The sequence below is a fragment of the Aeromicrobium changchenzhani genome (assembly GCF_057586615.1).
Genome location: NZ_CM172480.1, coordinates 1161990 through 1188815 on the forward strand (window position 1 = coordinate 1161990; position 26826 = coordinate 1188815).

Genomic DNA, 26826 nt, shown 5'->3' on the forward strand with positions numbered 1-26826 from the left:
TCAGGCTCCTTGGGTTTTGGCGACGAGGGTCAGGACGTCATACGTGGCGACGGGCTTGCCTTCGTCGTTGGTGACGACGGCGTCCCAGCGGACCTCGCCATAGTCGGCATTGGCGCGTGGCGTGATCAGTTTGGCCGTGAGAGTCACGCTGATCGTGTCGCCGGCCTTGACCGGTGTGAGGAAACGAAGGTTATCGACGCCGAAGTTGGCAAGCACCGGGCCGGGGTTGGGTTCGACGAACAGTCCGGCCGCGATCGACACGATCAAATAACCGTGGGCGACGATGCCGCCGAACAGGGGGTTGGCCGTGGCCGCTTCGACATCGGTATGGGCATAGAACGTGTCGCCGGTGAATTCGGCGAAATGCCCAATGTCGTCGAGTGTGATCGTGCGCGACGCCGACTTGATCGTGTCGCCGATCTTCAGCTCGGCGAGGCTCTTGCGGAAGGGGTGAAGCTCTTCGACCGGCTGCTCCGCGCCAATTGTCCACCGACCCGTGATGGCCGTCATCATGTTTGGGGAGGCCTGGATTGCGGAGCGTTGCATGTGGTGCAGGACGCCCCGAATGCCGCCGAGTTCTTCACCGCCACCGGCCCGACCGGGACCACCATGGACGAGGACCGGAAGCGGTGAGCCGTGGCCGGTCGATTCCTTGGCATCATCGCGATCCAGGACGAGGATGCGGCCGTGCCACGGGGCGAGTCCAAGGACGACCTTGCGGGCAACGCTCTTGTCGTGCGTGACCAGGGAGCCGACGAGGCTTCCCTTGCCACGCGCGGCGAGGACAATGGCCTCGTCAACAGTGTCATAGGTGAGGACTGTGCTGACCGGGCCGAACGCCTCGATGTCGTGAGGCTCTTGGGCGCCCTTGCCGGCCCGCAGCAAGAGCGGTGACATGAAGGCGCCCGATTCGGCATCGGCCCCGACGACGTCGACCTTGTCGGGGTCGCCGAAGACGATCGTTGACGAGTTCAGCAGGTCGTTGACGGCTTTGCGGACATCGTCGCGCTGGGAGAGGCTCGCGAGCGCTCCCATCCGGACCGACTCATCGGCGGGATTGCCGACGGTGATCTTGGCGAGCTTTGCCGAAGCGGCCTCGATGACGTCGTCGGCGAGATGCGTGGGGACGATCGCACGTCGGATGGCGGTGCATTTCTGTCCTGCCTTGACCGTCATTTCGGTGACGAGTTGCTTGACGAAGAGGTCGAACTCCGGATCTTCCGGGGTGACGTCAGGGCCGAGGATCGAGAGGTTGAGTGAGTCGGCCTCCACGCCCAACTTGACTCCCCGGTGGATGACCGAAGGGTGGGCCCGCAGGGTGGCGCCGGTGTCGGCTGATCCGGTGAATCCGACCATGTCCTGCGCGCCAAGGTGGTCGAGTACGCCCCGGGCACTGCCGGCGAGCAACTGGAGTGATCCTTCGGGAAGGATTCCCGATTCGATGATTCGACGAACCACGAGCTCGGTGAGGTATGCGGTCTGACTGGCGGGTTTGACAACAGCGGGCATACCGGCGAGGAATGCGGGGGCGAACTTCTCGAGCATTCCCCACACCGGGAAGTTGAAGGCGTTGATCTGAACCGCGACGCCGGGCTTGGAGGAGTAGACATGCTGGCCGACGAATGACCCGCCGCGGCTGAGGCCTTCGGTGGCGCCATCGAGCACGATTGTGTCGTTGGGCAGTTCACGCAGACCTTTGCTCGCGTAACTGAGCACGGTGCCAAAGCCGCCGTCGATGTCGACGCCCGAGTCGCGCAGGGTGGCACCGGTCCTCGCCGACAAGGCATAGAACTCATCTTTGTTGGCAAGGAGATGCTTGCCAAGATTCTTCAGGATTACTGCGCGTTCGTGGAAGGTCAGTTCCTGAATTGCAGGTCCGCCGGTCGTGCGGGCATAGTCGAGCATGCCGGGGATATCTAGGCCGGTGCTCGAGATCCGGGCGACTGGTTCACCGGTCACGGCGTCAGCGAGAGAAGTTCCCTCATCGGACGCGGCGAACCAGCTGCCCTTGATATAGCTCTCGAGAAGTTCGGTCATGTCTTGTACTCCTAGTCGTTGCGAAGTCTGGTTTCTATAGTGCATACTATTACAGACCGATCGTTCAGTAAATCGCTGGTGTGAAGTCATTCTTAGAAATCAACAGAAAGCCTGGAGGACCCATGACGGTGGTGGCCGCCCCGACCGAGTCTGAGTTGCTCGAGGATTTCGATGCGACGATTGCACGTAGTCAGCGCATCGAGCCGCGTGATTGGATGCCTGAGGGTTATCGCAAGACGCTGATTCGGCAGATCGCCCAGCATGCGCATTCGGAGATCATCGGGATGCAACCCGAGGGGGCGTGGATCACCAGCGCGCCGTCGTTGCGGCGTAAGGCGATCTTGTTGGCGAAGGTGCAGGATGAGGCTGGCCACGGCATGTATCTCTATTCGGCCGCCGAAACCCTCGGGGTCGATCGCGCCGATTTGACCGACAAGCTCATCTCCGGTGCGCAGAAGTATTCCTCGATTTTCAATTATCCGACGCCTGCCTACGTCGATGTTGGCACGATCGGTTGGCTTGTTGATGGTGCGGCGATCTGTAATCAGGTGCCGCTGTGTCGGAGTTCCTATGGTCCGTATGGCCGGGCGATGATCCGAGTGTGTAAGGAGGAGTCGTTCCACCAACGGCAGGGCTTTGAGTTGTTGATGACGATGATGCGCGGCACTGACGAGCAGAAGGCGATGGTGCAGGAATCGGTCAACCGGTGGTGGTGGCCTGCGTTGATGATGTTCGGTCCGTCCGATGATGATTCGCCGAACACGGCGCAGTCGATGGCCTGGGGGATTAAACGACATACCAATGACGAGTTGCGCCAACGCTTTGTGGACATGTCCGTCCCACAAGCGGAGATTCTCGGGGTGACGTTCCCCGATCCTGACCTCACATGGAACGAAGAGCGTCAATCCCATGACTTTGGTACGCCGGATTGGTCGGAGTTGATGCGGGTGATCAAGGGAGATGGTCCGTGCAATGCCGAACGCATCGAGAACCGCCGCCAGGCTCATGAGCAGGGCGAATGGGTCCGCGAAGCGGCGCTCGCATTCGCTGCCAAGAACGAGGCTGCACATATAGAAGGGGAGAGCGCATGAGTATCGATGCTGGTTGGCCGTTGTATGAGGTGTTCGTGCGCGGCAAGAGAGGCCTGAATCATGTGCATGTCGGTTCGCTGCATGCCGCCGATGACGAAATGGCGGTGCGTCATGCGCGCGATGTTTACACCCGCCGCAATGAGGGTGTCAGCATTTGGGTGGTCCGCTCGGCCGACATCACCGCGTCAAGCCCCGATGAGAAGGACCCGAATTTCGCCCCAAGTGGCGACAAGGTCTATCGCCATCCGACGTTCTATTCAATCCCTGACAACGTCCCACACATGTGAGCGCCCCATGACCCCTGATGACAACACTGCGACTCTTGATGGGAACCCCGCAACGGTCGACGCCCACGACTCGTCTTACGACGGCCTACTTGGCGAAAATGACGGCCACTGGGCCTTTGGGACTTTCGATCTGAATGCGCACAGCGATGATCCGTTGGCTGGCGTCGACACGACTGTGCCCGAAGGCATCGACCCTGAGGCGCTGGCAACATACTGTCTGATGCTCGGCGACGACGCATTGATCATGTCCCAACAACTCGCGAAATGGACGGCGAAGGCCCCCGACCTCGAAGAAGATGTCGCACTGTCCAACATCGCGCTTGACCTACTCGGCCAGGCCCGACTGTTGCTGGCCCGGGCCGCCGCCGCAGACCCGGACGTGGTGCCGACCATGCCTGAAGGTTCGCCGGTCCCGCCCGATGATGCGCTCGCCTACTTCCGCGACGCTGACGATTTCCGCAACGTGCGTCTCGTCGAGGCCGACAACGGTGACTTCGCCGCCACGATGGCGAGACTGCTGATCTTCACCGTATGGCGGTTGGGGATCTTCCAGAACCTGGCAGGCTCAAACGACCACGTGTTGGCTGCGGTCGCGGCCAAGGGCATCAAAGAAATGACCTATCACCGCGACTATTCAGCCCGCTGGATCGTGACGCTCGCCCAGGGCACGGCGGAGTCCCGCCGGCGCATGATCGCCGGACTCGAAACTCATTGGCCGTTCGTCGATGAGCTGTTTGATTCGAATCGCTCGACAATTCAGGTTGCTCCGATCCGGGGCGAGTTTGACGACATCCTGGGACAGGTTTTGGTCGCTGCCGACTTGGCCGTACCGGATGTCGAACCGGCCACCTTGGGTATCCATACCGAAGCGATGGGTCCGCTACTCGCCGAGCTGCAGTCCGTTGCCCGCCAGCACCCGATGGGGTTGTGGTGAGGATGGAACTTGAACGCGCAACCCGTGTCGCCGAGACGGTGACTGATCCCGAGATGCCGATGCTGACACTGCGCGATCTGGGCGTCCTGCGCGACGTCAAAGCTGATGGTGAGCGTCTGGTCGTGACGATCACCCCGACCTATTCTGGCTGCCCGGCAATGGCCACAATGCGCGCTGACCTCACCCGCTGTCTCCGCGACGCCGGCTTCAGCGATATCGCGGTCAACACGGTCCTCGAACCGGCCTGGTCAAGCGACTGGATCACCGACGATGGTCGGCGCAAGCTCAACGAGTACGGCATCTCGCCGCCTGGCCCAGCCCAGCATCGGGCGGGCCCGGTGCCGTTGACTCTTGTCATGCCGCGGCGCGCCGTCACCTGCCCGCAGTGCGGTTCACCCGACACCGAACTGACGTCGGAGTTCGGCTCGACGGCCTGCAAAGCGCTCTATCGCTGCGCCGAGTGCCGCGAACCATTCGACCACGTGAAGGAAATCTGATGACCGTCCTGACGGCGCCGGTCAAGGCCGCCTTCCACACACTCACTGTTGCCGACATCGAAACGCTGACCGACGACGCCGTCGCGGTGACGTTTGACGTCCCAGACGAGCTCCGCGAGGTCTATGACTTCAAACCTGGCCAGTCGTTGGCCCTGCGCCAGATAATCGACGGCCGCGATCATCGGCGGACCTACTCGATTTGCGCACCAGCGGGTCAGAAGCCTCGGATCGGTGTCCGCGAAGTCCCTGACGGATTGTTCTCCCGCTGGCTCGTCCGAGACCTCCGGGTCGGCGACGAAGTGGAGGTCCAAACGCCGACCGGCACCTTCGCCGCGGAGCCGCAGCAATCGGCCCGCCACGTCATGATTGCCGCCGGCTCCGGCATCACTCCAATGCTCTCAATCGCGGCCTCAGTTCTGGCCAACGAAGGAACCCAAGCCACCCTCTTCTACGGCAACCGCAAGTCGAGCACGGTGATGTTCGCTGAGTCGCTGGCCGACCTCAAAGACTCCTACGGCTCGCGCTTCGACCTATTTCACATCCTGTCCCGCGAACCCCGCGACGTCGACCTGTTCTCCGGCCGCCTGGACGCCGACCGGCTCCGCACGCTGCTGACAACACTCGTACCAGTCGGAGCAGTCGACCACTTCTGGCTGTGCGGACCGTATGCGATGACGACGGAAGCACAGCGTGTTCTCGCTGAACTTGGCGTGCCTGAAGAGCACATCCACCGGGAACTGTTCTACGTCGATGAGCCGCCGCCCGCGCTGCGCCACGTCGATGCGGCAACGACCGGCGACACGAGCGATGTCACGATCATCCTTGACGGCAAAAGTTCGACCTCGCCACTGTCGCGAGATCTGCCGATCCTTGACGGCGCACAGCAACACCGCACCGACCTGCCATTCGCCTGCAAGGGTGGGGTCTGCGGCACCTGCCGTGCGCTAGTAGTCGACGGCGAGGTTGACATGCGCCGCAACTATGCCCTTGAGAAGGCGGAGGTCGCCGAGGGCTTCGTCCTGACCTGCCAGACCTTCCCGTGCAGCGACAACGTCACCGTCGACTTCGACCGCTGAACACTCACTTCGTAAGGATCATTCATGCAGGAAGCTTTCATTGTCAGCGGTGTGCGTACGCCGATTGGTCGCTATGGCGGGGCGTTGGCACACGTGCGGCCCGATGATCTCGCGGCGCTCGTGCTCGGCGAGGTAGTCACACGATCGGGTATTGATCCGGAGTTAATCGATGAGGTGATTCTTGGCGGCGCGAATCAGGCCGGTGAGGACAATCGCAATGTTGCTCGTATGGCGACGTTGTTGGCGGGGTTGCCGCAGAAGATCCCCGCGTTCACTGTCAACCGGTTGTGCGCTTCGGGTATGACCTCGATCGCGACGGCCCGTCAGATGATCGCGGCAGGGGACGCCGATGTTGTGATCGCCGGCGGCGTCGAGTCAATGACACGCGCGCCGTGGGTTCAGGAGAAGCCCTCGAAACCGTTTGCGAAGCCCGGCGCGACGTTCGACACCTCGATCGGGTGGCGCTTCGTCAACCCCAGGTTCCCGGCCGAGACAACGCTCTCGATGCCCGAGACGGCCGAGGAGGTCGCCCGGCGCTGGAAGCTCACGCGCGAGGCGTGCGATGTCTTCGCACTGCAGTCGCACCTGCGGGCACTCGACGCGATCAAGGGCGGTCGCTTCGCCGAGGAGATCATCGCCGTGCCGATCAAGGGCGGCGAAATCAGCCACGATGAGGGGCCGCGTGCCGGCGCCACGTTGGAAAAGCTCAGCGCGTTGCGACCGTTGTTCGGTCCGGGCGGTGTCGTGACGGCCGGCAATGCCAGTTCGCTCAACGATGGTGCCGCTGCGGCCGTCATCGTGAGTGAACGGTTCCTGCTGGCCCACGACCTGACACCGCGGGCTCGCATAGTGGCGAGCGCGAATGTGGGGGTTGAACCCGCGGTTATGGGCATCGGTCCGGTGCCGGCGACGCAAAAGGTCCTCGGCCGCGCCGGGTGGACCACCGCCGATCTCGACGCGATTGAACTCAACGAAGCGTTTGCTACCCAGTCCCTAGCCTGTATGCGTGATCTCGATCTAGATCCGGAGATTGTCAATGCTGACGGTGGTGCGATCGCACTAGGCCATCCGCTGGGTGCGTCGGGCACCCGCATCACGTTGACGCTGCTGGGCCGGCTCGAACGCGCTGGCGCCAGTCGCGGTCTGGCGACGATGTGTGTCGGCGTTGGTCAGGGTTCAGCGCTGCTGCTGGAGCGCCCATGAGCGCGCTGCTGATCGGGGAGCTCGATGACCGGGTCGTCATCCGGCTCAACCGGCCCGAAGCACGCAATGCGATCGACCGGCAGATGGTCGACGAGCTTCACGCGGTGTGTGCCGATCTCGAGGCAGTGCCGCGGATCGCAATCCTTGCCGGCGGCGACGGTGTTTTTGCCGCGGGGGCCGACATCGGCCAGCTCCGCGAACGACGCCGAGATGACGCGCTGGCCGGTATCAACTCGGGTCTCTTCGATCGCATCCAGCGCCTCCCGATGCCGACCATCGCGCTGATTGACGGCCATGCATTGGGCGGCGGTGCCGAGCTCGCATACGCCTGCGACTTCCGCATCGGGTCGGTGCGGGCACGCATCGGCAATCCGGAGACCGCACTCGGCATCCTGGCCGCGGCCGGGGCCAGCTGGCGGCTCGCCGAATTGGTGGGCGAACCGCTCGCCAAGGAGATTCTGCTGGCCGGACGGGTCCTGACCGCTGAGGAAGCCCTCGCCGCACGACTGCTCAACGAGGTCGTCCCCGTCGAAGGGCTCGACGCCGCCGGTGAGGCCTGGGCCGACCGCATCGCCGCCAACGCCCCGCTGGCAGTCCGCCTCACCAAACGCGCGATCCATGCACCCCGTGAAGCCCATCCGCTGATCGACGACATCGCCCAAGCGGTGTTGTTTGAAACTGAGGAGAAGTTCACCCGCATGGATGCCTTTCTCAATCGCACAAGCCCCAACCGTAGGAAGGACATGAAATGACCTCACTTCCCGCCCACGTCGGCGTGTTCGGCGGCGGCCGTATGGGCGCAGGTATCGCCCATGCCTTCCTGACCGGCGGCTCCGACGTCATCCTGATCGAGGCCTCGCCCGATGCTGTTGAAGGCGCCCGCGAACGGGTGACCTCAAGCCTCGCCGCGAGCGACAAGCGCGGACTCCTCGACAAGCCTGTCGGCTTCTATGCCGCCCACCTGACCGTCACTCAGGATCACCAATCCCTCGCCGAAGCCGGGCTAGTCGTGGAGGCAGTACCCGAGGACACGACGATCAAGACGGCTGTTTTCGAGGCAATCGAGGCTGCCGTCGGCCAGGATGCGATCCTGGCCAGCAACACCAGTTCACTCTCGATCGACGGACTGGCCAAGGTCTTGCGGTACCCTGAGCGATTCCTCGGACTCCACTTCTTCAACCCGGTACCGGCCAGCACCCTCGTCGAAATCGTCATAGGCCAGGCAACGAGCGCCGAATGCGTCACCGCAGCCCAGGGATGGGTGACCGACCTCGGGAAAACCGCCGTCACCGTCAAGGACTCGCCGGGCTTCGCCAGCAGCCGTCTTGGCGTGGCGATCGCCCTCGAAGCGATGCGCATGGTCGACGAAGGCGTCGCCTCTGTCGAGGACATTGACGCAGCCATGACGCTGGGCTACAAGCATCCGGTCGGCCCGCTGCGCACGACAGACCTCGTCGGCCTCGACGTCCGACTCGCCATCGCCGAACACCTTGAACGTGAACTCGGGCCGCGTTTCACCCCGCCGCAGATCCTCCGCAACAAGGTCGCCACCGGCGAGCTTGGCAAGAAGACCGGCAAAGGATTCTACAGTTGGTAGGACTCGATGGTTAGCCCGTCGAAGGCGATCTTGGCCAACGCCTCGGCCACGGACTGCGCATTCTTGGGGCCCTCGGGTTTGTACCACTCGATCAGCGAGTTGACCATCCCGAACAACAGCCTCGAGATTAGCTGCGGATCGATATCGGCGCGTAATGCCCCTTCGTCGACGGCATCACGTACGAGGGCCGTTAGAGCTGCATCGATCGTACGACGGCGCTTTAGCGCATCAAGTTCGATGGGACTGTTGCCCCGCACCCTGAGCAGCAGGGTCACGGCCGGCTGATGTTCGATAAGGACGATGACGCTCTCGGTCACCGCGGCGCGAAGGCGATCATATGCCGACTGCTCGGCATCGCCATCCCGCGCGTCGTCAATTGCCTTGCTCAGGGCGCTGAGACCCTCATCGAGCGCCGCTTCGAGCAGATGGCTCTTGCCGGGGACATGGTGATAGATCGCCGATTTGGTGAAGCCGAGTTCCTTGGCGAGGTCCTCCATGCTCGTGCCGTCATAGCCGCGCTGATTGAACACCTCGATGGCCCGGCGCATGACAGTTTCCTGGTCGTGGCCCGGGCGGCCCCGACGAGGCGCTGCTTTGGGTGTGGCATCGGCGATCATGCACCAAGAATCCCACACCGTGAAATCGGAGGACCGTTGACACGGCGTGAGGGTCGGTCGAATCATCACCCTTTCGGGCCCTACCGTGATAAATTACTGACCGATCGGTGAGTTAATTGAACAGATGGAGCGACAATGGAAAACCTGACACCTCGTCCGAGCGATCTCGACGAAATCGAGACAGCCTCGACCGACGAACTCCAAACTCTGCAGTTGGAGCGTATGCAGTGGTCACTGCGACATGCATACGACAATGTTGATCACTACCGGCGCGCCTTCGACGCCACCGGCGTCCATCCGGACGACTGCCTCAGCCTGGCCGATCTCGCGAAATTCCCATTCACGGTCAAGGCCGATCTACGTGACAACTATCCGTTCGGGATGTTTGCTGTTCCCCAGGATCAGATCTCGCGCATCCATGCCTCGTCGGGGACGACGGGCAAGCCCACTGTCGTCGGCTATTCGGCAGAAGACATCGCGACGTGGTCGAACGTCATGGCCCGCAGTATCCGCGCCGCCGGCGGACGCCGCGGCCACAAGCTACACAACGCCTATGGATATGGGCTGTTCACCGGTGGTCTTGGCGTGCATTACGGTGCAGAGGCCCTCGGCTGCGCGGTGATCCCGGTATCGGGCGGAATGACCGAGCGTCAGGTCCAACTCATCGTTGACTTCGAACCCGATATCATCATGGTCACCCCGTCCTACATGCTCAACATCATCGATGAGATGGAGCGTCAGGGCGTTGATCCGCAGAGCACATCACTCAAAGTCGGGATCTTCGGTGCCGAGCCGTGGACCAACGACATGCGCCTTGAGATGGAGCAGCGCTTGGACATGCATGCGGTCGACATCTACGGACTGTCCGAGGTCATGGGGCCGGGTGTGGCGAGCGAGTGCGTTGAGACCAAAGACGGCCTGCACATCTGGGAAGATCACTTTTACCCCGAGATTATCGACCCCGTCACCGGCGCGGTGCTACCCGACGGTGAAGAGGGCGAGCTCGTTTTCACCTCGTTGACCAAGCAGGTAATGCCCGTCATCCGCTACCGCACCCGCGATCTCACAAGGCTGCTGCCCGGAACTGCCCGCACGATGCGTCGGATGGAGAAGGTCACCGGCCGCAGCGACGACATGATCATCCTGCGTGGTGTTAATCTCTTCCCGACGCAGATCGAGGAACTTATTCTCCGTACGCCCGAACTGTCACCCCATTTTCAGTGCGTTCGCACCCACGAAGGCAACATGGACGTGCTCACGATCCGGGTCGAACGGCGTGAGTCAGCAACTCTGGCCAAGGCAGTTCGTGCGGGGGAGAGCCTGCGCAATCTGATTAAGAGATCAATAGGTGTCACGGTTGGTATGGATGTCGTTGAACTGGGCACGATCGAGCGGTCGGTCGGCAAGATGAAGCGCATAGTCGACAACCGGGTCGAGCGGTGAGTGACGATCTCGCCCGCCGATGCGCCGAGGCCATGTGGGCGGCCGATCTAGCCAGCCAGAAGCTCGGCATGGAACTTCGTGAGATCGGCAGCGGCCGTGCCGTCATGGCGATGACGGTCCAAGACTTCATGGCCAATGGTTGGGGTATGTGCCACGGCGCGTATGTCTCGGCCGTCGCGGACAGCGCCTTTGCATTCGCCTGCAACAGCCATGACGAGGTAACTGTCGCCGCCGGTTTCGACATCACCTTCCTGCTGCCGGCCCAGGTCGGCGATGAACTCATCGCCACCGCGGTCGAACGCGCCCGGCAGGGGCGCACCGGCCTGTATGACGTCAGTGTCGACCGGATCGTGGACGGAGAGACGCAGACCGTCGCCGAACTGCGCGGCCGCAGTCGCTCCCTCGGCAAACCCATCCTCGGGGGCTCCCCGCCGACCGAATCCACAGAAAGCGCTAACGACATATAATCGTGAATCTTAACGACGGGCCAGTTGCGGTCGCTCACACCGGAGCGCTCGCCATCGTCACTCTCAACCGGCCCGAACGGAACAACAGCCTAGACAAGGGTATGAAAGAACTATTGGTCACGATTCTTGCCGACATCACCGGCGATGATGAGGTCAGAGCGGTGCTTCTGACTGGGGCCGGCCGCAGTCAGCCACCGCGACTCGCAAGCCGCTGCCGACATACCGGACTTGGTGCTCCGGGACTTCACCGCAGACCGGCCTGGGATCAAGTTCGTCGGCGACATTACCTACATCCATGCTTGAGCTGGGTTCATCTATTTGGCGACGGTGATCGACTGCGGCGCTGAAGAACGAACTCGTCTACCGAATCGTCCACGCAACCAAAGCGCAGGCCAAGCGTGACGTGATCGGCTACATCGAAGGGTTCTACAACAGCCGCCGGCGCCATTTCGCGCTTGGCTACCAGAGGCCGAACCCGCTAGCCATAGGTTTGCGTGAACGGGGCGGATCGACGTTGCCGACGACGCCACGGTCCTACGGCCAAATGGTTGCCGTGCTCGTCTTGATCGTCGGGTCGGCCCTGACCGGCGCGCTCCTGCTGACACGCGCCGACGACATGTCCTCGGTCAAGCGCGGCGATGTTGAGTCCAGCGGGAGCGCCCGCCGGGTGGTCACTATCATCGCACCCGAGACCGATTCTGCATCGCTGATGTTCATGCTTATTGCGAAGTGTCGCTCCGGTTAGCTGACCGACACCGTCGTTGCCGTTTGCTGCTCAACTTCCCACATCACGTAGGCGTCGTAGCTGCCGTCGAGTTCGACGACGTCGTAGCCGTCACGGCGTAACATACTGGCGACTACCGAGCTACGCACGCCGCTTTGGCAATACATGGCGATCGTGCCCTCGCTAGGCAGTTGTTCCAAGTTCCACAACACGCGACCACCGTGCAATTGAGTGGACTCGGGGATGTGCCCCGCGCTGTGTTCGCTCTTGGCGCGCACGTCGAGCAGTATCGACTTATCCAGATGCTGAACGTCCGGTGCCTGCACGAGTCGCGGAGTCTGCTGCGGTAACCCGCGGATGCTGGTGACATACCCCCGGACCGCGTCGATGCCGACCCTGACCAGGTGATCCCACATCTCCTGAGCCTCTTCTTGGGTCTCGGCGAGCAACACAAGTGGCCGCTGATCACGTTCTGGATCCAACGCCCACCCCGCGTAAGTTGCCATGTTTTTGATCGCCGGGATATTTAATGAGCCGGCAACCGTGCCACCATGTACACCCACATTGTCTCGAGTATCCACGAAGGTAATTTGACCCGCCGCAAGGTCACGGGCAACGCTTTCGACGTCGAGTTCAGGCAGCGCAGCGCGGGCACCCATGACCGCGGGGCCCTGAACGTTCTGACGTTTCATCCGGCCGAAGTAGGCAGGCGCGTCGGGTTGACCGTCTAGAAGTTCGGCGATGAAGCCCTCTTCGTCGCCCTGTTCAAGATAGCGACTCCACCAGGCGAAATGACGCTCATAACCGACCGTGGTGGAAGGGACCGCCCCGAGAGCCTTTCCGCATGCGCTTCCGGCGCCATGGGCCGGATGCACTTGAACGTAGTCGGGTAGCGTCAAGAACTTGTCCCGAAGGCTGGCGAACATCTGCTTTGCCCCTTCGAATCGGGTGTCGATGCCGCCAGCTGCCTCATCGAGCAGGTCCGGACGGCCCAGATCTCCGACGAAGACGAAATCACCCGAGAGCAGGAAGCCGGGTTGATCAGCAAATGCGCCATCGGTGACCAGGAACGAAAGATGCTCGGGAGTGTGGCCGGGAGTATGCAGGGCCATCAGGGAGATGTTTCCGATGGTGATCGCTTCGTGATCGTTGATCGTCTTGGCATCAAATCTGTACAACCAGTCCGGTCCACCTTCGCCGGAGACGTAACTCACCGCATCTGTCGCGGCTGCCAGCTCCCGGGTACCCGAAAGGTAATCAGCGTGCACATGCGTCTCGGTGACCGCGACAATTTTCATATCGTTTTCGGCGGCTAGGTCGTGATAGACGTCAATGTCGCGGCGGGCGTCGACCACGATCGCCTCGCCGGTTCTCTGACATCCGATGAAATAGCTGGCCTGAGCCAAATCCGTGTCATAAATTCTTTCGAACAGCATGTCACTCTCCTTACTCATGTGCGGATACAAATACCTAGGGGGGTATCTGGTTCACGCCCCAGAATAGCTTCTTCCGATCGTCTTTTCAACTCACCGATGCGAAACCTCTAATCTTCTCAGTTGGCGAACGGGATACTCCCAGGTGTGGCCGAAAACGGCGGCGATCGATCGTAGTCACGGGTCGGGCAGTGTAATCTCATGCCGCTGTGCCGGCGTTGCCGTCGTCGGTGACGATGGCCAAGCCTGCTTCCGCCCAAGCATTCATACCGCCAGTCATGTTGACGACGTCGCGACCCGCGGCAGCCAAAAGCTTCGCTGCCTTGCCGGAGCGGTTGCCCGATCGACACACTGCGACGATAGGCCGTCCGGTTGGCCAGGTCTCGGGATCGAGGTCGCCGAGTGGCTGATGCGTGGCATCGGCGATGTGTCCCGCAGCCCACTCATCGGGTTCGCGCACGTCAAGAAGTAGGGCTCCTTGGTCCGCCATCGCACGAGCGTGCATTACGTCGACTTCGATAACCATATTTTCGTCGGACATCAGACCTCCTGTGTCATGGACAACTGTTGGAGCTGTCCGAAGACGTTGACTGTTTGTTGTTTTGGGCTGAATTCGGTAGTGAGGGCGAACCTGTCGCCGCGGACAACGGTCTGGCGCCATTCCACCGGTCGTCCTCGCAGTTCACCCACCCGTTCGATGGATAGAGCCGCAACGTCTTCGGGCATTGACAACTGCGCGCGCTCCCAACGATTCGGAACGATCGCGCGGACGTGCTCCCTGCCACCGGTGAGGTGGACGTCACACCGTTCGGCCAGTTCTTGATAAAGCGAGGTGTTCGTGAAGTCGGCATCAAGCAGCGGCGTGGCTATCGATGCCGGTAGCCAGACGCGGTCCATCGCCAAGGGCACATCGTCTGCAAGTCGCAATCGTTCGAGATAGACAAGTGGCGTCGACTCCGCCAAATCCATCCGTATCGCGACCGTGCCATCGGCTCGCACATCTAATACCCGAACCACACTGCGCTGACTCTGACCCGATGCCCCGACCGAGGAAAACAAGCTGTACAGCGTGCCTTGCGCATTGATCTCGGGAACGGTGGCACGCGTGGGACGACCGCGACCCGAGTCGATCAAACCCTCCTGACGTAGTCCACGAAGCGCCTCACGAACCGTGTGGCGACTGACGACATAATCGGAGACCAGCGTCGTTTCCCCGGGGAACACTTCACTGAACTCACCCCGGCGCAACCGATTGGTCAGATCATCGCGCAACTGTTCCCACAGTGGCATCGCACTCTCTCGGTCTAGGCGAGTGGAAACACCTGCATCGAAACCGGGCCTGTCCATGGCGTTCAGCTCCTCGTTTGACACCGGTGTCTTGCACGCTGTCTTTCATCCGTGTAACGTCACCATCAAATGTACGTACATTTACCTAATCGCGCAACGAGGTATCGATACTGGGCGTTAAGGTCATCGAAACCATCAAGAAACGGTGCAGTATGCGGTTCCTCAGGTGCTACGAGTTGACCCGTTCAGGAGCCGTGCCAGTTTCTCAACCGCACGCACCCCGCCAATTGCCCACAGGTGGGTTCGCTGCGTGGCACGAGATCGGTCTTCCGCCCGTCGATGAAGCAGGCCGATCCGGCAGGGCCGCATGAGCCTGCTACTCGCGCTCGCGTGCGGAGTCGCAATCGGATTGGTGCTGGGTACGCTGGGCGGCGGCGGTGCGATCTTGGCCGTCCCGGCCTTGGTCTACGTCCTTGGTGAATCGCCCAAGGACGCCACCTCGGCCAGCCTGGTTGTGGTGGGCGCCACGGCCGCTCTGAGCACAATTGGCTACCACCGCGACGGTCTGGTCCGGTGGAAGACTGGTGCTGTCTTCGGGGTTGTCGGGATCGCCGCGTCGTTCGCTGGGACGTCGTTGAATCGTCGCGTCGACGGGGACGTACTGCTCGCCGCGTTTGCCGCCGTGATGGCTGTCTCGGCATTTGCAATGATCCTGCGTGGACGGCGCAACCAAGAAACCACCCGCGCGACCGCCGGCGGGCGCGGCGCACTCATCTTTGTGCAAGTGGCGCTGGCTGGTCTGGTCGTCGGTTTCCTGACCGGCTTCCTTGGCGTCGGTGGCGGGTTCGTCGTCGTGCCCGCATTGGTAATGATTTTGGGCTACAACATGCGAGTTGCCGCAGGGACGTCGCTGTTGATCATCGCGCTCAACTCCGCCGTCTCGCTCAGCATCCAGGCCACCCACCATCCGGACTTCAACTGGGCGATCATCCTTCCGTTCACTCTCGCGGCAATCGTGGCATCTCAACTGGGTCGGCGCGTAGCCGGTCGCTTCTCCTCAGCCACCTTGACTCTGCTGTTCGCCGGACTCCTGATAGCGCTGTCTGTGGCGATCGCAGTTCAGGTCTCGCTGCCCTTAGTTGGCGTCGGTCAATGATTGGACGCGCCCGGTCGACGGCCTTCGGTTCAATAGCGACGGAACACTTGTCGGACTGGGTATACCCGTCACCTTCAGGGGCGGAGCACTCGAGAGCGTTGCCAATGTGCGACGTGATCTGCTCAGCATCTGGATCGAGTGGGCAGCCCCCAGATCGCCGGCTGGTGATCTTGAGCGTTCGTCAAGCCGAAGAATTCAAATCCATCAGATGAGGCCGACTCGCACCTCACCAACTCGCCGCATTCCGACAAGGAGTATCAACGCGCCGACCAGCCGTGGGTAAGAGCTGCGGGGTGACGATATGGACCGGTTGCGGCATGCGAGTCAACCAAACCTTCGCCGGAACGCCAACTTAGCAACAGTGCCGTGGGCATCCCCGCATCGCCGCGGTCCGCAGACCGCAGACCGCAGTAGCGTTGGCTGGTGGAACAAACGGCGCCGACGGGAGTCGTAGTTGTGCAGCCAAAAACTGCCCCGGCCCAACTTGTCGCGGTTTTTCCCTCCCGGTAACTCCGGACTGACCCACGCCATGTACGCGTACCCGTGTCGTCCTTGGCTCGGCTGGCGTCAGACCAATAAGGCGGATCGCGATTTCCCGCCTCTCATTTCACTTGAGCCGAGGACAGTCGAACGGACAGGCGTAGTGCCAATCCGTCGGGCCGCTTGCTCTGACGATTTCGCCGTCACTGTCGACCTCGATCAGGAAGCACGAGGCGTTCGCTCGCAACTTGGCCATGAGGACGTCGGCGACACCTAGCAAGCGGTCAGCAAAAGACTGCATCACGAGAACGTCTGACTCGGACGCGCCTCTCATCAGGACGTCCTCTGGATCGCCTTGTTCGAACACGGTGTTGAGCGGAATGTTTAGATCTGGAGCCGTCAGACCGACGCTGACCACGCGGATCTTTGCCCGGTCAGTTAGCGCTCGTTCCAACGCGTACGCCAACGCCCCAGCGTGCGGACGGCCCTGCACGATACCGACGATCATCGCAGCATGACGAGATTGCTGGTGGTCGAGGATCGCGCTCATAGGTACAGCGTGTCAACAAGAGCCCGTCTGCAGTACCGGCTATATGCCCGACCTAGAAGGACTTTGGGCCCTTGCGGAAATCTAGCCGCACTGCCAGGACCGAGTCCGCGTGACCCCGAAGCCTGCTGGCGAATCAGTACGCCGGTGTGGTGCCTGAAAGAGTGAATAGGCTCACGAGTGCAGTACCCCGTGAAGAGACCAAAGCGGTGCCCCGAGGAATGGCCGGCGACGCGCAACCGTGCCCCGAGCCGGCTGATCCTGATTGTCACAATCGACTCTTCCGGCCGCAGACCTGCCTCCGGGTAGACCCAGCGATGCACACTCGCGCAGGACGCACTCCACATCAGCGACCGAATCGCGAGGTGGGCTTGTCTAGGTTCACCGGGTCTCCTCGTGAGCGAGTTACATCGTCACGAGGGGCTTGTCTCGATACCAGTCGAGCCTGAAATTTCGAATCGTTCCTTCCACGGTGCCCGCGCAAGACTCACAGATCTGGGGCCGAATGTGCGCCGGTAGCAGGAGACGCAGTCCGCGATCGGGCGCATCTACCGTGGAGAGACTTCGGCCCGCGGAGTGGTGACCAACGCCAGTGTTGCGACGCTCACCTGTCCGTCAGGGTCAGGATCAGGATCAATCATCGAGAGCGATCCTTTCTCGATGGGGACATTGCACCCGGCCTGCAGCCCACTGAACTGGGCAGGGTGTCCTTCAGCCCATCATGGGTGCGGAGCGTGTGCTGGGTCGTCGAGGAACCCTTGCCATTCGTGTAGGCCACCGAGTCGGTAGGCGGCTTCGATGTTGTGGCGGTTGCAGACTTCGCGAGGTGGCCCGCTGGCGACGACGCGGCCGCTGACGAGCAGCACATAGTCGGCGGCTCGTGCCTCGTCGAGGTCGTGGGTAGTGAGCACGACCGGCGTTCCGTTGTCCCGTTCTTCGTGGATGATTGTGTCGATGGTCCGTGCAGAGACGAGATCGAGCCCGGTCAGTGGCTCGTCGAGGAGCAGGACCTTGTGGTCTTGGACAAGCCCCTGTGCGATGTATACGCGTTGGCGCTGTCCTCCGGACAGTTCGTGGAGGTGGCGACCGGCGATGTCGTCGATCTGTAGCCTCTGCAGCGCCTGATCAATGCGCTGTCGATCAGTACTGGAAAAGTGTCGCCACCATCCAGTGCTCGGGTAGCGGCCCATCGCGACGGTCTCGCGGACCGTCATCGGGGTGGTGTGTGGAACAACCATCGACTGCAGGACGTAGCTCAAGTCCTCGCGCGCCTCGCGTGGACTCCTTCCAAGCACCTTCAGGGTCCCGGATGCGATCGGCAGGAGCCCGGCGATGGCATGGAGGACGGTGGACTTGCCCGAACCATTCGGGCCAATGACCGCAGTGATCCCGTGGCCGGGGATTGTGAAGGTCGAACGGTCGAGGGCGATGTGTCTGCCGTATTGGAGGACCACTTCGTTGGCCTCAGCCACTGGTACTGCGGCCTTCGATAAGGGGGTTGCCGCGGTCATGATTCCTCTGCTCCCGTAGTGGAATTGTGGCGTTCATCCCGGGAACCGAGGGCTGCGAGCGTTCGGGTTGTGGCGAGGGTCAGGAAGAAAACAATGATCGGGACGATCGCCATCGTTGCCGACGCCGCAGTGCCCAGGTGATAACTGATGAGCAGGCCGACGGCGACCGACAACACCGAGATTCCCGCTGCTGTCAGCATCATCAGCGGGACTGTTCTGACCAGAAGCACTGCGGTGGCCGGCGGGCCGATGAGGAGGCCGAGCACGAGCAGGGTGCCGACGGCGCCGTAACTGCCGATAACTGCGGTGGCGATGAGCACGAGCATGAGGGCATGCGTCAACCTAGGTCGCATGCCGAGGAGTTCTGCCTTCTGTTGGTTGAACGCAAGTGCGAGTAGCGGCCGATACATCAGCGCTGAGATGACCAACACCACGACGGTCAGTGCTGCCTGTTGAGCCAGAGCACCGGTACTTACGCCGAGCGCGTCGCCGAACAGGATCGCGGTGAGGCTTCCGGTGTAGGCGTCGGACTTGGAGATGATGACCACACCGAGCGCGAGCATGCCGACGAACAAGAGGCCGATGGCGGCATCCTCTCCGAGAGCGGTCTGTCTGCTCACCAGTTCGATCCCGATCACCATGACCAGGGCTGCCGCAGCTGCGCCAAGCATCGGGTTGATGTCGAGCACCACTGCGGCGGCTATTCCGGGCACGACGCCGTGGACGAAGGCATCTCCGAAGAAGCTCATGCCACGTAGCACCAGCCAGGTACCCACGACTGCGCTCATAATCCCCGCGAGCACACCACCGGCGAGGGCCCGCTGCTGGAAACCCAGTTCGAACGGTTCGATAAACCAGTCCAACGCTGTCACCTCGTCCGTCGCGCGGCCAGCGCGTTCGCGATCAGATTTGCATCCTTGAGCATCATCGCCGAGTAGTTCTCAGCACCGGAGCCGGCAGACCCCAAACTCCCAACGTACAGGGCAACAACCTTGATGGGTCGACCCGTCTCGTCAGCCAGGGTATCCATCAGCGTCGAGTTCTGCGCCACGTCACCGAAGATGGCGGGAACGCCGGTGTCTTGAAGTACTTTGACCAGATCGGCTAGGTGCTGAGAGCTTGGTTGAGCCATGGTCGAGCCGCCGGGGACCAGCACCCCGGCCACGTCGAAGTCATAGGCGGCGGCGAAGTATCCGAAGGCTCGGTGATCGGTGATCAAAACACGGCGTTCGGCAGGTACGCGATCCAGGACCGCCCGAACCTGGGTGTCAACCTCACTCAGTCGTGTGGATTCCTGCTCACCGCAGGTCGCGAACTTATTGTTGTTGGTCAACTTTGTCAGGTTCGCGCCGATATGTTCGGCGGCAGTGGCCATGCGCGTGACGTCGAGCCACACATGTGGATCCAGAGACCGCGCACCGGCGCCTCCGTGGTCGTCACTTTCGTCTGCGACCAGGGGGAGTGGATCGAGCAGGGGTGCGACTTCAAGGACTTTGGCGCCGTCCTTCTTCGCGGTTGCGATCGCGGAGGCGAGGCCCTCTTCGAGCCCGAGACCGTTTGTGACCATTAGGTCGGCAGTGACCATGTGGCGCATGTCAGTCGACGAGGGGCTGTAATCGTGAGGGTCCGCCCCGATCGGTATTAGGGTCCGCATCGTCCCGCCGCCGCAGTCGACGATGTGACCGGCGATGTCGCCAAGGATCGTCGTGGTGGCCACCACAGAGACCTTGCCGTCCGCGCCAGAATCAGACCCATTGCAGGCGGCCAGCGCGAGGCAGACTGCTCCGGTGACTAGAAGCGATCTCGATTTCATGTCAGGAGATGCTTGTGCTCAGGAAGCGAGGGTGCTGCGTAGCATCCTCGTGTGTCTGCATCCGTTGAGTGAGCAGGTCCGCAGTTGGTTCGTCACCGACCTGGTCGGCAAGGACAAAGGCTGAGCGTGCCGTGCGCTGCCCCTGGATCAATTGGGCGATCATCGCCTCGGTGTTCGGGACGCCTTGTTCCTCGGGAATTGAGGAGCGGCTCGCGTACGCTGAATACGAGTCCGGTGCTGGAAATCCGAGCGCTCGGATCCGCTCGGCGATCTCATCGACAGCGAGGGCAAGTTCGGTGTACTGCGTTTCGAACATCAGGTGTAATGAGCTAAACATCGGGCCGGTGATGTTCCAATGGAAGTTATGCGTCTTCAGGTACAGCGTGTAGGTATCCGCAAGCAGTCGCGATAACCCCTCAGCGATGGCCGCTCGATCCTGCTCCACGATCCCCATGTCCATTGGCTCCATCGTCAGCATTCGCCTTCCTAGATAAGTCCCATCGGTTGTCATCTCTGATTCTTCGTCAGATCCAAACGGAACGCATGGGACTTTCGTCCTCGATCCCGGGCCATGAGGCACTGCCTCGGCGCTGCGCTGCACAGGAACCCTTAAGGTATGAGGACGCAGCCCGCTCCACGCGACGATCGCAGCCTCGCCTGTGTGTCTGGGCAGACCCGGCCAACCACATCAGCAGATAGAGAATGGCGCCGGACCGGCTGGCGAGTCGCATTGCGAACCCGAACAGCAGCGCCAGTCAGATGCCGAGCAACCCGATCATGAACAGCCAGTCGGCCCAGCCGGCTAGGGCGATACCGGTGAAGAAACCGTGGAATGGATTGTCTTGGGCCACCCCGTGGCTCAAGAAGCCGTCGATGGGGCTGGCGCCGTGGATCCAAGCGGCGTCGCCGAAACCGTTAACGATGCCGGTTTTGGCGTTCTTGCCGGTGGAGAAACCCAGAGCGAGCAACTTGTCGAGGAATGCCCTCACGTCATAGTGCCCGCTGGTCAGTGCTTCTTTCATCAGGATAGCTGCGGCGAATGCTCCCGGTCACCGAAATCGGTCCATCTCGAAACCATGCTCAACTGTCGTCGGCGTGTTCACGCATCACGACGACAGGACAGTGCGCATGTTGCACGCAGTGTTGACTGACCGATCCCATCAGCATGCCAACAAAGGCGCCATGGCCACGCGAACCCACTACCAGCAGTTGCGCAGATTTCGATGCTGCGACCAGTGCGATCGCCGGATGGCCTCGCTCGACCCGCTTGACTACCTGCGACTCTTCGCCCGCCACATCCTCGATCGTTTCGTCGAGCAGCGTGTGCGCGTTCACTTCGAAACTGTTGTATTCGTCTTCGCGGAAGGTAACGGGATAGCCGTAAACCTGCGGAATATCCCACGTGGTCAACGCGTGCACCGGCACTTCGAACCGGCGTCCGTACTCGACCGCCCACCGTAGTGCTCGTTTGGAGTCCGGCGACCCATCAATACCGACCACGGCTGGTTCGACATCCATCTGCCCACACCACCTTCTGCGCACTACGCGCACATTCAACATCTAGATGCTTCTGATCGTATGTCAATACGAGTAGAAACAGAAGAAACGTCACGCACCGCGTGAAGAGTCGGTCCAGCGCTGCATTGATGCCCGAGTATTCGAACGCAACGTCAACGCTTCCGCCGTTGGTGAGTTCAAGGACTCGCGCGACGATGTTCTCCTTCGTCGCGTCGAGGATGTGGTTGGCAACTCCGATTGGCAACACCTCGGCTTGCGCGCTGCGGTCGGCTCCGACGTAATCACCGTCAGTTCTTTGGCCTTCAGTCCTGCGGCGAGAAGCAACCTGATGCGTCCGGGGCCACCGATCAGCGCAACGTCGCCTGCCTTCGCAACGCCGTGGACAAAGGAGCGGCGTCCGACCGCGAGCGGCTCAATTGGTGCGGCCTGATCGAAGGGGATGTCGCCGATGGGGAGAACCCGGCGGCGGTTGACCATGATCTTCTCGCTGAGTCCGTCACCACCACCGGCGAGCCCTATCATGATCGAGCCGGGCCGCAGAACGGGCTCGTCAACATACTCAATCCTGATGTCCTTGGGGTCTGCCCCCGATTTGCCGCAGTGACCACAACACAGTCGCTGGGCCGTGGTGCTCCCCGATCGAGGATGCCGTGTCGATCTCGGAGCCTCTGGTTGAAGCCGAAGATCGAGCGATTCCTGGGCATTGGGAATCTCAATGCTGTTGTCAAGCCGCGAGTGGTGTTCTGGCGCGGGTGGGTTCTTGATACATGGGGTGGTCGCGGAGCATGGCCCATTGGACGTTGATGCGGTGCCTGGCGAGTGCGATGAGTGCTTGTTTATGGGATTTGCCCTCGGAGCGTTTTCGGTCGTAGAACGCTCTGGAGGCTGGACTGTTCTTCAGGCTCGATAGCGCGGCGAGATAACAGGTCCGCAGGAGTCGGCGGTTGAACCGTCGCGGTCGGTGCAGGTTGCCGCCGATGTTGGCCAGGAATGTCGCGGCGAGCAATGGCCCGAAACCGGGCATGCTGAGCAAAATAGTGGCGCTCCCATGTTGGTGGAAGCGTTCAGTGATCTGGGCATCGAGATCGGCTAGTTCACGGTCAATCGACGTGATTAGGGCAGCTAGTTTGGTTGCCTGCACCGATCCGGTCGGTTGGCATCGCAGGCTCGTGTGTTGGGCGTTGGCTGCGTCCAGGGCTTTCTGGGCGACGGCGGCACTGTTGCGGCAGCCACGTTTCTTCAACCAGGCGGCGAGGCGGGACACGCCGATACGGCGCAACCCCTCTGGCGTCTGATAAGAACTCAGCAGCGTCAGCGCGGCTTTGTTTTTGGAGTAGTCGAAGGCACGCTCAAGGGCAGGGAAATACTCCAACAATGTTGCTCGGAGCCGGTTGATCGCACGCACCCGATCGCGCATCACATCGGTGCGGTGGCCGGTGAGGAGCTGCAAATCGACGCTAATCTGATCGGGCCGGCGAACCGGTTGCAGATCGGCGCGCATGCGTGCTTGATCAGCGATAATTCGGGCATCTTTCGCGTCGGTTTTGCCGTCGCCCTGATAGGTGGCTGCCGCGTGATGAATGATCCGTCCGGGAATATAGAGCAGCCGTTGCCCATGGGCCTCGAGCAGTCCGATCAGTAACGCCGCGCCGCCAGCGTTCAGATCGGTTGCCCAGCACACGGCGTCACCGTGTGCCATGTCGATCACTGTCCCGATGAAGTCCAGGAGTATCGCCTCGTCCGTTCTCCTGCATTGACCCCTGCCCATATTGCCGGCATGTTTATCCATCCCTTCACATAGTTTCAACTGGGTGAGGCCTGTCGATAACCACGCCGGCACGTCCTTATGCAGCGATCAATCTCGCAATTCTCAATCAGCGGTCGAGTTATCAAACGGGCGACGGGCGGCCATTCCCAGTAAGCCGTCCAAGCGGCAAGGAGATCTCAGCCATACCCGCGGCCCAGGGTGCTCAAAACGCTACGACAGCCTCGAAATCACCCACCACAACAACGTAAGGAGGGCGATCTGATCCTGGGCTCGAACTGTCGTTCAGCGATCGGAACCTTGGTCGAACGCCAAAGCAGATACGTGATGCTCGTTCACCTGCCCGACGGGCACAGCGCGGAGAACGTCCGCGACGGCCTCGTCGACACGATCGCTACCCTGCCCACACACCTGCGTCGATCGTTGACCTGGGACCGCGGCATGGAGCTCGCTGACCGCAAGACAGTCACCCAAAACACTGGACTCGATGTCTATTTCGCCGACCCCGCAGCCCCTCGCAACGCGGCACGAATGAAAACACCCAACCGGCAGCTGCGTCAATATTTCCCCAAAGGAGTCTGCATGAAAGACCTCACACAAGACGACCTTGGCCTCGACACCGTCGCCGCGCGGCTAAAAACGTGACCGACGAAGACTCTCAACTTCGACACCCCAGCCGATAGCGCTCCAAGCGCTGTTGCACTGACGGGTTGAGTTCACCATTGCTTTTTTCAGGAAAGCTGTCTCCGCCCGAAGATCAGAATTCTCACGCTCCAACTCCTTGGGCCGAGACCGCTCGTCAACGGTCAACTCAGTTTCGGTGCCGCCATGGCCATCCCTATATTTGATCAGCTATTTCCGCAACGTCTCCGGGCCGACACCATCAGCAACAGCGACGTCCCTGATCGTTTTCGACGTCACGATCTATGTGATGCAGTCACCGCGGATCTCATTTCAGATAGAACCCTCATATTAAGAGGGCCCGCCATCCGAAATCACCGACGCAGACCAGTTGGTCTTTCTGGTTTTTAGCACGAGTTCGGTCGGGTTTTGAGTTTAGTTGTGGGCGAAGCGGATGGCCGGCAGGATCCGTATCAGCCAGCGTGGGGCCCACCAGGCTGCTTTTCCGGTGAGTCGGAGCAGCACCGGAAGCAGGACCAACCGGACTAGGAATGCGTCAAGAAGTACGGCCACGCCGAGCACGATGCCCATCTCTTTGGGCGGCAGCGGTCCTGATAGTGCGAAGGTGAAGAAGACGGCCACCATGACGGCTCCGGCGGCGAATATCACTCGTCCGGAGTGCGCGAGCGCTCCGACCATCGCTTCTTTCGGGTCACCGCTGATTTCGAAGTGTTCCTTGGCGGAGGCCAGCAGAAAGACGGTGTAGTCCATCGCGATCGCGAAGATCATCGCGAAGAAGAAGACTGGTGCCCAGGCATCTAGGAAGCCTTGTGACTCGAAGCCGAAGAATCCTGAGCCCCAGCCTTCCTGGAACACCATCCGCGCGACACCGAACGCTGCCGCGGTGGAAAGGAGACTGACCAACGTACCTAGCAGGGCGATGAGTGGGGCTTGGAGAGCGATGAGTAGGAGTAGGAAGCCGAGGGCGAGGATCACACCGATCACCAACGGGGTTGACTGATCGAGTTGCGACTTGAGGTCAAGGTTTTCTACCGCGGCGCCTCCCACGAGTGCGGTGCTGGGCAACTCGGTGCGGAGCCGGTCAACAGTTTGCCCTAGGGCTGGATCGGAGGGGTCCACCGTTGGTACGGCCTGAATCATTGAGTAGCCGCTGCCATCGGTGGCAGGGATGGCCGGCATGGCGCCGGCTATCCCAGTGTCTGCGTCGAGGGCTTTGGTGGCGCGGTCCGTTTGATTGTTTTTGACGATGATCTGGAGTGTTCCTGGTGCGCCGGGTCCAAAGCTTTCTTGGACCATGTCATAACCGATCCTGGCTGAGGCGGTTTCGGGAAGCACTTTGATTGATGGCATCGCGGTACGCAGGCCGATGACCGGAGCGGCCAGCGCCACCAGCACCAGCAGTGACGCGAGACCCCACACGATCGGGCGGCGCCAGAGGCGTTCGCCCCAGGCTTCAAATTTTGGTGAGCGGTGTTCGCCGGTGTGGACCCACGGCAGCGAGAATTTGTTGATCCGATCGTCGAGTTTGAACAGTACTAGCGGCAGGAGCGTGAGGGTTGCTGCGAGTACGAAGATGACTGCGAGCATGATGCCGCCGGCCATGGAACGGAATGATGGGGAGGGCACCAGCATCACGGCGGACAGCGAGATCAACACTGTTGCTCCCGAGAGCAGGACTGCTTTGCCGGCCGTGTCCATGGTTTCAGCGATCGCTTGGCGTGGAGTTTCGTGCCAGCCCATCCGGGCAGCGCGGAAGCGCACCACGAGGAATAGCGCATAGTCGATGCCCAGTGCGAGCGCGAACATCATCGCGAAGTTCATGGCCCAAATCGACACTGGAATGAAGTGGTTGATCAGCACCAACGATCCGGCCGACGCGATCAGCCCAGAGAGCGTGAGTAACAGTGGAAGGCCGGCCGCTACCAGCGCCCCGAATGCGAGTACGAGGATCGCCAATGTCACCGGCCAAGACACCATTTCCGACTTCAACATCGCATCCAGATTGGCCTCGTTGAAGTCTGACCAGAGCAGCGATGCGCCGGTCGGATTGACTTGGACAGCATTGGAGGACAGGTCCTGGAGCGGTTCTTTCAGATCAGTGGCAGCACGAACCATGTCGTTGGTGTCGGCGGCGGCGCCGGCCAGCAGCACAGCGGTATGTCCGTCTTCGCTCAGCGTTGCGCCGGGTTGTGGCTGCACGATCGCACCGATACGAGAATCCTTCGCCAGCATCGCGGTGGCCCGAGCCAACACGTCGGCCCCTGCCTGATCGGTGACCGACCCTGTCTTCGATCGGACTACGACCTGGATTGCGGAACTTGCATTGCCGCCGAAATGCTGGCGGGCAAGCTCACGCGCGGCGACCGATTGGGAACCATCGGCCTGCCAACCGGCGCCAGACAAATTCGCTTCGACACTGGGGGCGAAGGCACCGAGCCCAACCACAAGCAAGATCCAAACCGCGGTCACCTTCCACCGGTTATGAGTCACCCAAACACCGAGTCGACCGAGCGGGCCGGGGTGGTAGCCGATCTCGGGATCAATGTTGGTTGGTGCGGGCGAAGGTGCTGTGACGGTCATGAAGCTCACTTTCATTTGGGATTCTCACATACCCTATAGGGTATAGTTACACTTAGACAAAACACCCCCTCGGGTATGATTATTCCGTCCACTGTGGACTGACAACATCACGCCACAGCAT

At 61.4% G+C, this 26826-nt stretch carries 27 protein-coding genes and 3 pseudogenes; 14 read left to right on the forward strand and 16 right to left on the reverse strand.

Going from position 1 to position 26826, the window contains the following annotated elements:
• Positions 1 to 2037 carry a phenylacetic acid degradation bifunctional protein PaaZ gene (paaZ, locus tag AC2YB9_RS05830; RefSeq protein WP_487267805.1) on the reverse strand — a complete coding sequence of 679 codons (2037 nt, stop codon included), beginning with the start codon at positions 2035 to 2037 and terminating at the stop codon, positions 1 to 3.
• A gap of 122 nt (positions 2038 to 2159) precedes the next feature.
• Between paaZ and paaA the strand changes: the two genes are divergently transcribed.
• From paaA to AC2YB9_RS05870, 8 genes are read left to right on the forward strand one after another with little or no spacing between them, the layout of a single operon-like run.
• A complete protein-coding gene (paaA, locus tag AC2YB9_RS05835) occupies positions 2160 to 3128 on the forward strand; it encodes a 1,2-phenylacetyl-CoA epoxidase subunit PaaA (protein ID WP_487267806.1) in 969 nt (322 codons plus the stop codon).
• Positions 3125 to 3415 (forward strand): 1,2-phenylacetyl-CoA epoxidase subunit PaaB, encoded by a 291-nt coding sequence (gene paaB / locus AC2YB9_RS05840; RefSeq protein WP_487267807.1) that lies wholly within the window; start codon positions 3125 to 3127, stop codon positions 3413 to 3415. Before paaA ends, paaB begins: the two co-directional genes overlap by 4 nt.
• 7 nt (positions 3416 to 3422) lie before the next feature.
• Positions 3423 to 4349, forward strand: a complete 927-nt coding sequence (paaC, locus tag AC2YB9_RS05845; protein ID WP_487267808.1) for a 1,2-phenylacetyl-CoA epoxidase subunit PaaC — start codon at positions 3423 to 3425, stop codon at positions 4347 to 4349.
• 2 nt (positions 4350 to 4351) lie between these two features.
• A complete protein-coding gene (paaD, locus tag AC2YB9_RS05850) occupies positions 4352 to 4846 on the forward strand; it encodes a 1,2-phenylacetyl-CoA epoxidase subunit PaaD (protein WP_487267809.1) in 495 nt (164 codons plus the stop codon).
• Complete coding sequence (paaE, locus tag AC2YB9_RS05855) at positions 4846 to 5922, forward strand: 1,2-phenylacetyl-CoA epoxidase subunit PaaE (protein WP_487267810.1); 1077 nt, start codon at positions 4846 to 4848, stop codon at positions 5920 to 5922. Before paaD ends, paaE begins: the two co-directional genes overlap by 1 nt.
• A gap of 24 nt (positions 5923 to 5946) precedes the next feature.
• The gene (locus tag AC2YB9_RS05860; protein ID WP_487267811.1) at positions 5947 to 7125 is read left to right on the forward strand and encodes a thiolase family protein; all 1179 of its coding nucleotides are present in this window, start codon (positions 5947 to 5949) and stop codon (positions 7123 to 7125) included.
• Positions 7122 to 7877, forward strand: coding sequence for an enoyl-CoA hydratase/isomerase family protein (locus tag AC2YB9_RS05865; RefSeq protein WP_487267812.1), 756 nt, complete (start codon positions 7122 to 7124; stop codon positions 7875 to 7877). Before AC2YB9_RS05860 ends, AC2YB9_RS05865 begins: the two co-directional genes overlap by 4 nt.
• Positions 7874 to 8722: a 3-hydroxyacyl-CoA dehydrogenase family protein gene (locus tag AC2YB9_RS05870; RefSeq protein WP_487267813.1), complete on the forward strand. Its 849-nt coding sequence runs from the start codon at positions 7874 to 7876 to the stop codon at positions 8720 to 8722. Before AC2YB9_RS05865 ends, AC2YB9_RS05870 begins: the two co-directional genes overlap by 4 nt.
• Here AC2YB9_RS05870 and AC2YB9_RS05875 read toward each other — a convergent pair.
• Positions 8710 to 9339 (reverse strand): TetR/AcrR family transcriptional regulator, encoded by a 630-nt coding sequence (locus AC2YB9_RS05875; protein ID WP_487267814.1) that lies wholly within the window; start codon positions 9337 to 9339, stop codon positions 8710 to 8712. The two genes, AC2YB9_RS05870 and AC2YB9_RS05875, sit on opposite strands and share 13 nt — an antisense overlap.
• Before the next feature lie 135 nt (positions 9340 to 9474).
• Here AC2YB9_RS05875 and paaK point away from each other — a divergent pair, with 135 nt between their 5' ends.
• From paaK to AC2YB9_RS05895, 4 genes and pseudogenes are all read left to right on the forward strand, one after another.
• Positions 9475 to 10782 carry a phenylacetate--CoA ligase PaaK gene (paaK, locus tag AC2YB9_RS05880; protein ID WP_487267815.1) on the forward strand — a complete coding sequence of 436 codons (1308 nt, stop codon included), beginning with the start codon at positions 9475 to 9477 and terminating at the stop codon, positions 10780 to 10782.
• A complete protein-coding gene (gene paaI, locus AC2YB9_RS05885) occupies positions 10779 to 11249 on the forward strand; it encodes a hydroxyphenylacetyl-CoA thioesterase PaaI (protein WP_487267816.1) in 471 nt (156 codons plus the stop codon). Before paaK ends, paaI begins: the two co-directional genes overlap by 4 nt.
• Positions 11250 to 11251: 2 nt before the next feature.
• A pseudogene (locus tag AC2YB9_RS05890) lies at positions 11252 to 11419 on the forward strand (hypothetical protein); the annotation flags it as partial.
• A 28-nt stretch (positions 11420 to 11447) separates the two neighbouring features.
• Positions 11448 to 11724 (forward strand): annotated as a pseudogene (locus AC2YB9_RS05895) (hypothetical protein); the annotation flags it as partial.
• A 266-nt stretch (positions 11725 to 11990) separates the two neighbouring features.
• Here AC2YB9_RS05895 and AC2YB9_RS05900 read toward each other — a convergent pair.
• The 3 genes from AC2YB9_RS05900 to AC2YB9_RS05910 form a co-directional block, all read right to left on the reverse strand.
• Entirely contained in the window at positions 11991 to 13409 is a 1419-nt protein-coding gene (locus AC2YB9_RS05900) for an MBL fold metallo-hydrolase (protein ID WP_487267817.1), read from the reverse strand.
• 196 nt (positions 13410 to 13605) lie between these two features.
• Complete coding sequence (locus tag AC2YB9_RS05905; protein WP_487267818.1) at positions 13606 to 13947, reverse strand: rhodanese-like domain-containing protein; 342 nt, start codon at positions 13945 to 13947, stop codon at positions 13606 to 13608.
• Positions 13947 to 14753, reverse strand: a complete 807-nt coding sequence (locus tag AC2YB9_RS05910; RefSeq protein WP_487267819.1) for a GntR family transcriptional regulator — start codon at positions 14751 to 14753, stop codon at positions 13947 to 13949. Before AC2YB9_RS05910 ends, AC2YB9_RS05905 begins: the two co-directional genes overlap by 1 nt.
• Before the next feature lie 307 nt (positions 14754 to 15060).
• Here AC2YB9_RS05910 and AC2YB9_RS05915 point away from each other — a divergent pair, with 307 nt between their 5' ends.
• Complete coding sequence (locus AC2YB9_RS05915) at positions 15061 to 15849, forward strand: sulfite exporter TauE/SafE family protein (protein WP_487267820.1); 789 nt, start codon at positions 15061 to 15063, stop codon at positions 15847 to 15849.
• Positions 15850 to 16456: 607 nt separating this feature from the next.
• Here AC2YB9_RS05915 and AC2YB9_RS05920 read toward each other — a convergent pair.
• From AC2YB9_RS05920 to AC2YB9_RS05960, 9 genes are all read right to left on the reverse strand, one after another.
• The gene (locus AC2YB9_RS05920; RefSeq protein ID WP_487267821.1) at positions 16457 to 16879 is read right to left on the reverse strand and encodes a hypothetical protein; all 423 of its coding nucleotides are present in this window, start codon (positions 16877 to 16879) and stop codon (positions 16457 to 16459) included.
• Positions 16880 to 17595: 716 nt separating this feature from the next.
• Positions 17596 to 18387, reverse strand: coding sequence for a metal ABC transporter ATP-binding protein (locus AC2YB9_RS05925; protein WP_487267822.1), 792 nt, complete (start codon positions 18385 to 18387; stop codon positions 17596 to 17598).
• On the reverse strand, positions 18384 to 19250 hold the full coding sequence (locus AC2YB9_RS05930; RefSeq protein ID WP_487267823.1) for a metal ABC transporter permease: 867 nt from the start codon (positions 19248 to 19250) through the stop codon (positions 18384 to 18386). The genes AC2YB9_RS05925 and AC2YB9_RS05930 overlap by 4 nt, the downstream gene beginning before the upstream one ends.
• Before the next feature lie 5 nt (positions 19251 to 19255).
• Positions 19256 to 20200 carry a metal ABC transporter substrate-binding protein gene (locus AC2YB9_RS05935; protein ID WP_487267824.1) on the reverse strand — a complete coding sequence of 315 codons (945 nt, stop codon included), beginning with the start codon at positions 20198 to 20200 and terminating at the stop codon, positions 19256 to 19258.
• Between the two features lies 1 nt (position 20201).
• Positions 20202 to 20678, reverse strand: a complete 477-nt coding sequence (locus tag AC2YB9_RS05940) for a Dps family protein (RefSeq protein ID WP_487267825.1) — start codon at positions 20676 to 20678, stop codon at positions 20202 to 20204.
• 277 nt (positions 20679 to 20955) lie between these two features.
• On the reverse strand, positions 20956 to 21222 hold the full coding sequence (locus tag AC2YB9_RS05945) for a hypothetical protein (RefSeq protein WP_487267826.1): 267 nt from the start codon (positions 21220 to 21222) through the stop codon (positions 20956 to 20958).
• Positions 21223 to 21280: 58 nt separating this feature from the next.
• On the reverse strand, positions 21281 to 21718 hold the full coding sequence (locus AC2YB9_RS05950) for a universal stress protein (protein WP_487267827.1): 438 nt from the start codon (positions 21716 to 21718) through the stop codon (positions 21281 to 21283).
• Between the two features lie 90 nt (positions 21719 to 21808).
• On the reverse strand, positions 21809 to 22240 hold the full coding sequence (locus AC2YB9_RS05955) for a hypothetical protein (RefSeq protein WP_487267828.1): 432 nt from the start codon (positions 22238 to 22240) through the stop codon (positions 21809 to 21811).
• Between the two features lie 202 nt (positions 22241 to 22442).
• Positions 22443 to 23507: an IS110 family transposase gene (locus AC2YB9_RS05960; protein WP_487267829.1), complete on the reverse strand. Its 1065-nt coding sequence runs from the start codon at positions 23505 to 23507 to the stop codon at positions 22443 to 22445.
• A gap of 177 nt (positions 23508 to 23684) precedes the next feature.
• On the opposite strand from AC2YB9_RS05960, the gene AC2YB9_RS05965 reads away from it, so the two are divergent.
• Positions 23685 to 24128, forward strand: a complete 444-nt coding sequence (locus AC2YB9_RS05965; protein ID WP_487267830.1) for an IS30 family transposase — start codon at positions 23685 to 23687, stop codon at positions 24126 to 24128.
• Between the two features lie 78 nt (positions 24129 to 24206).
• Here the strand turns inward: AC2YB9_RS05965 and AC2YB9_RS05970 are convergent.
• Positions 24207 to 24407 (reverse strand): annotated as a pseudogene (locus AC2YB9_RS05970) (transposase); the annotation flags it as partial.
• Positions 24408 to 24539: 132 nt separating this feature from the next.
• Positions 24540 to 26705, reverse strand: a complete 2166-nt coding sequence (locus AC2YB9_RS05975) for an MMPL family transporter (RefSeq protein WP_487267831.1) — start codon at positions 26703 to 26705, stop codon at positions 24540 to 24542.
• Between the last annotated feature and the right edge of the window lie 121 nt (positions 26706 to 26826).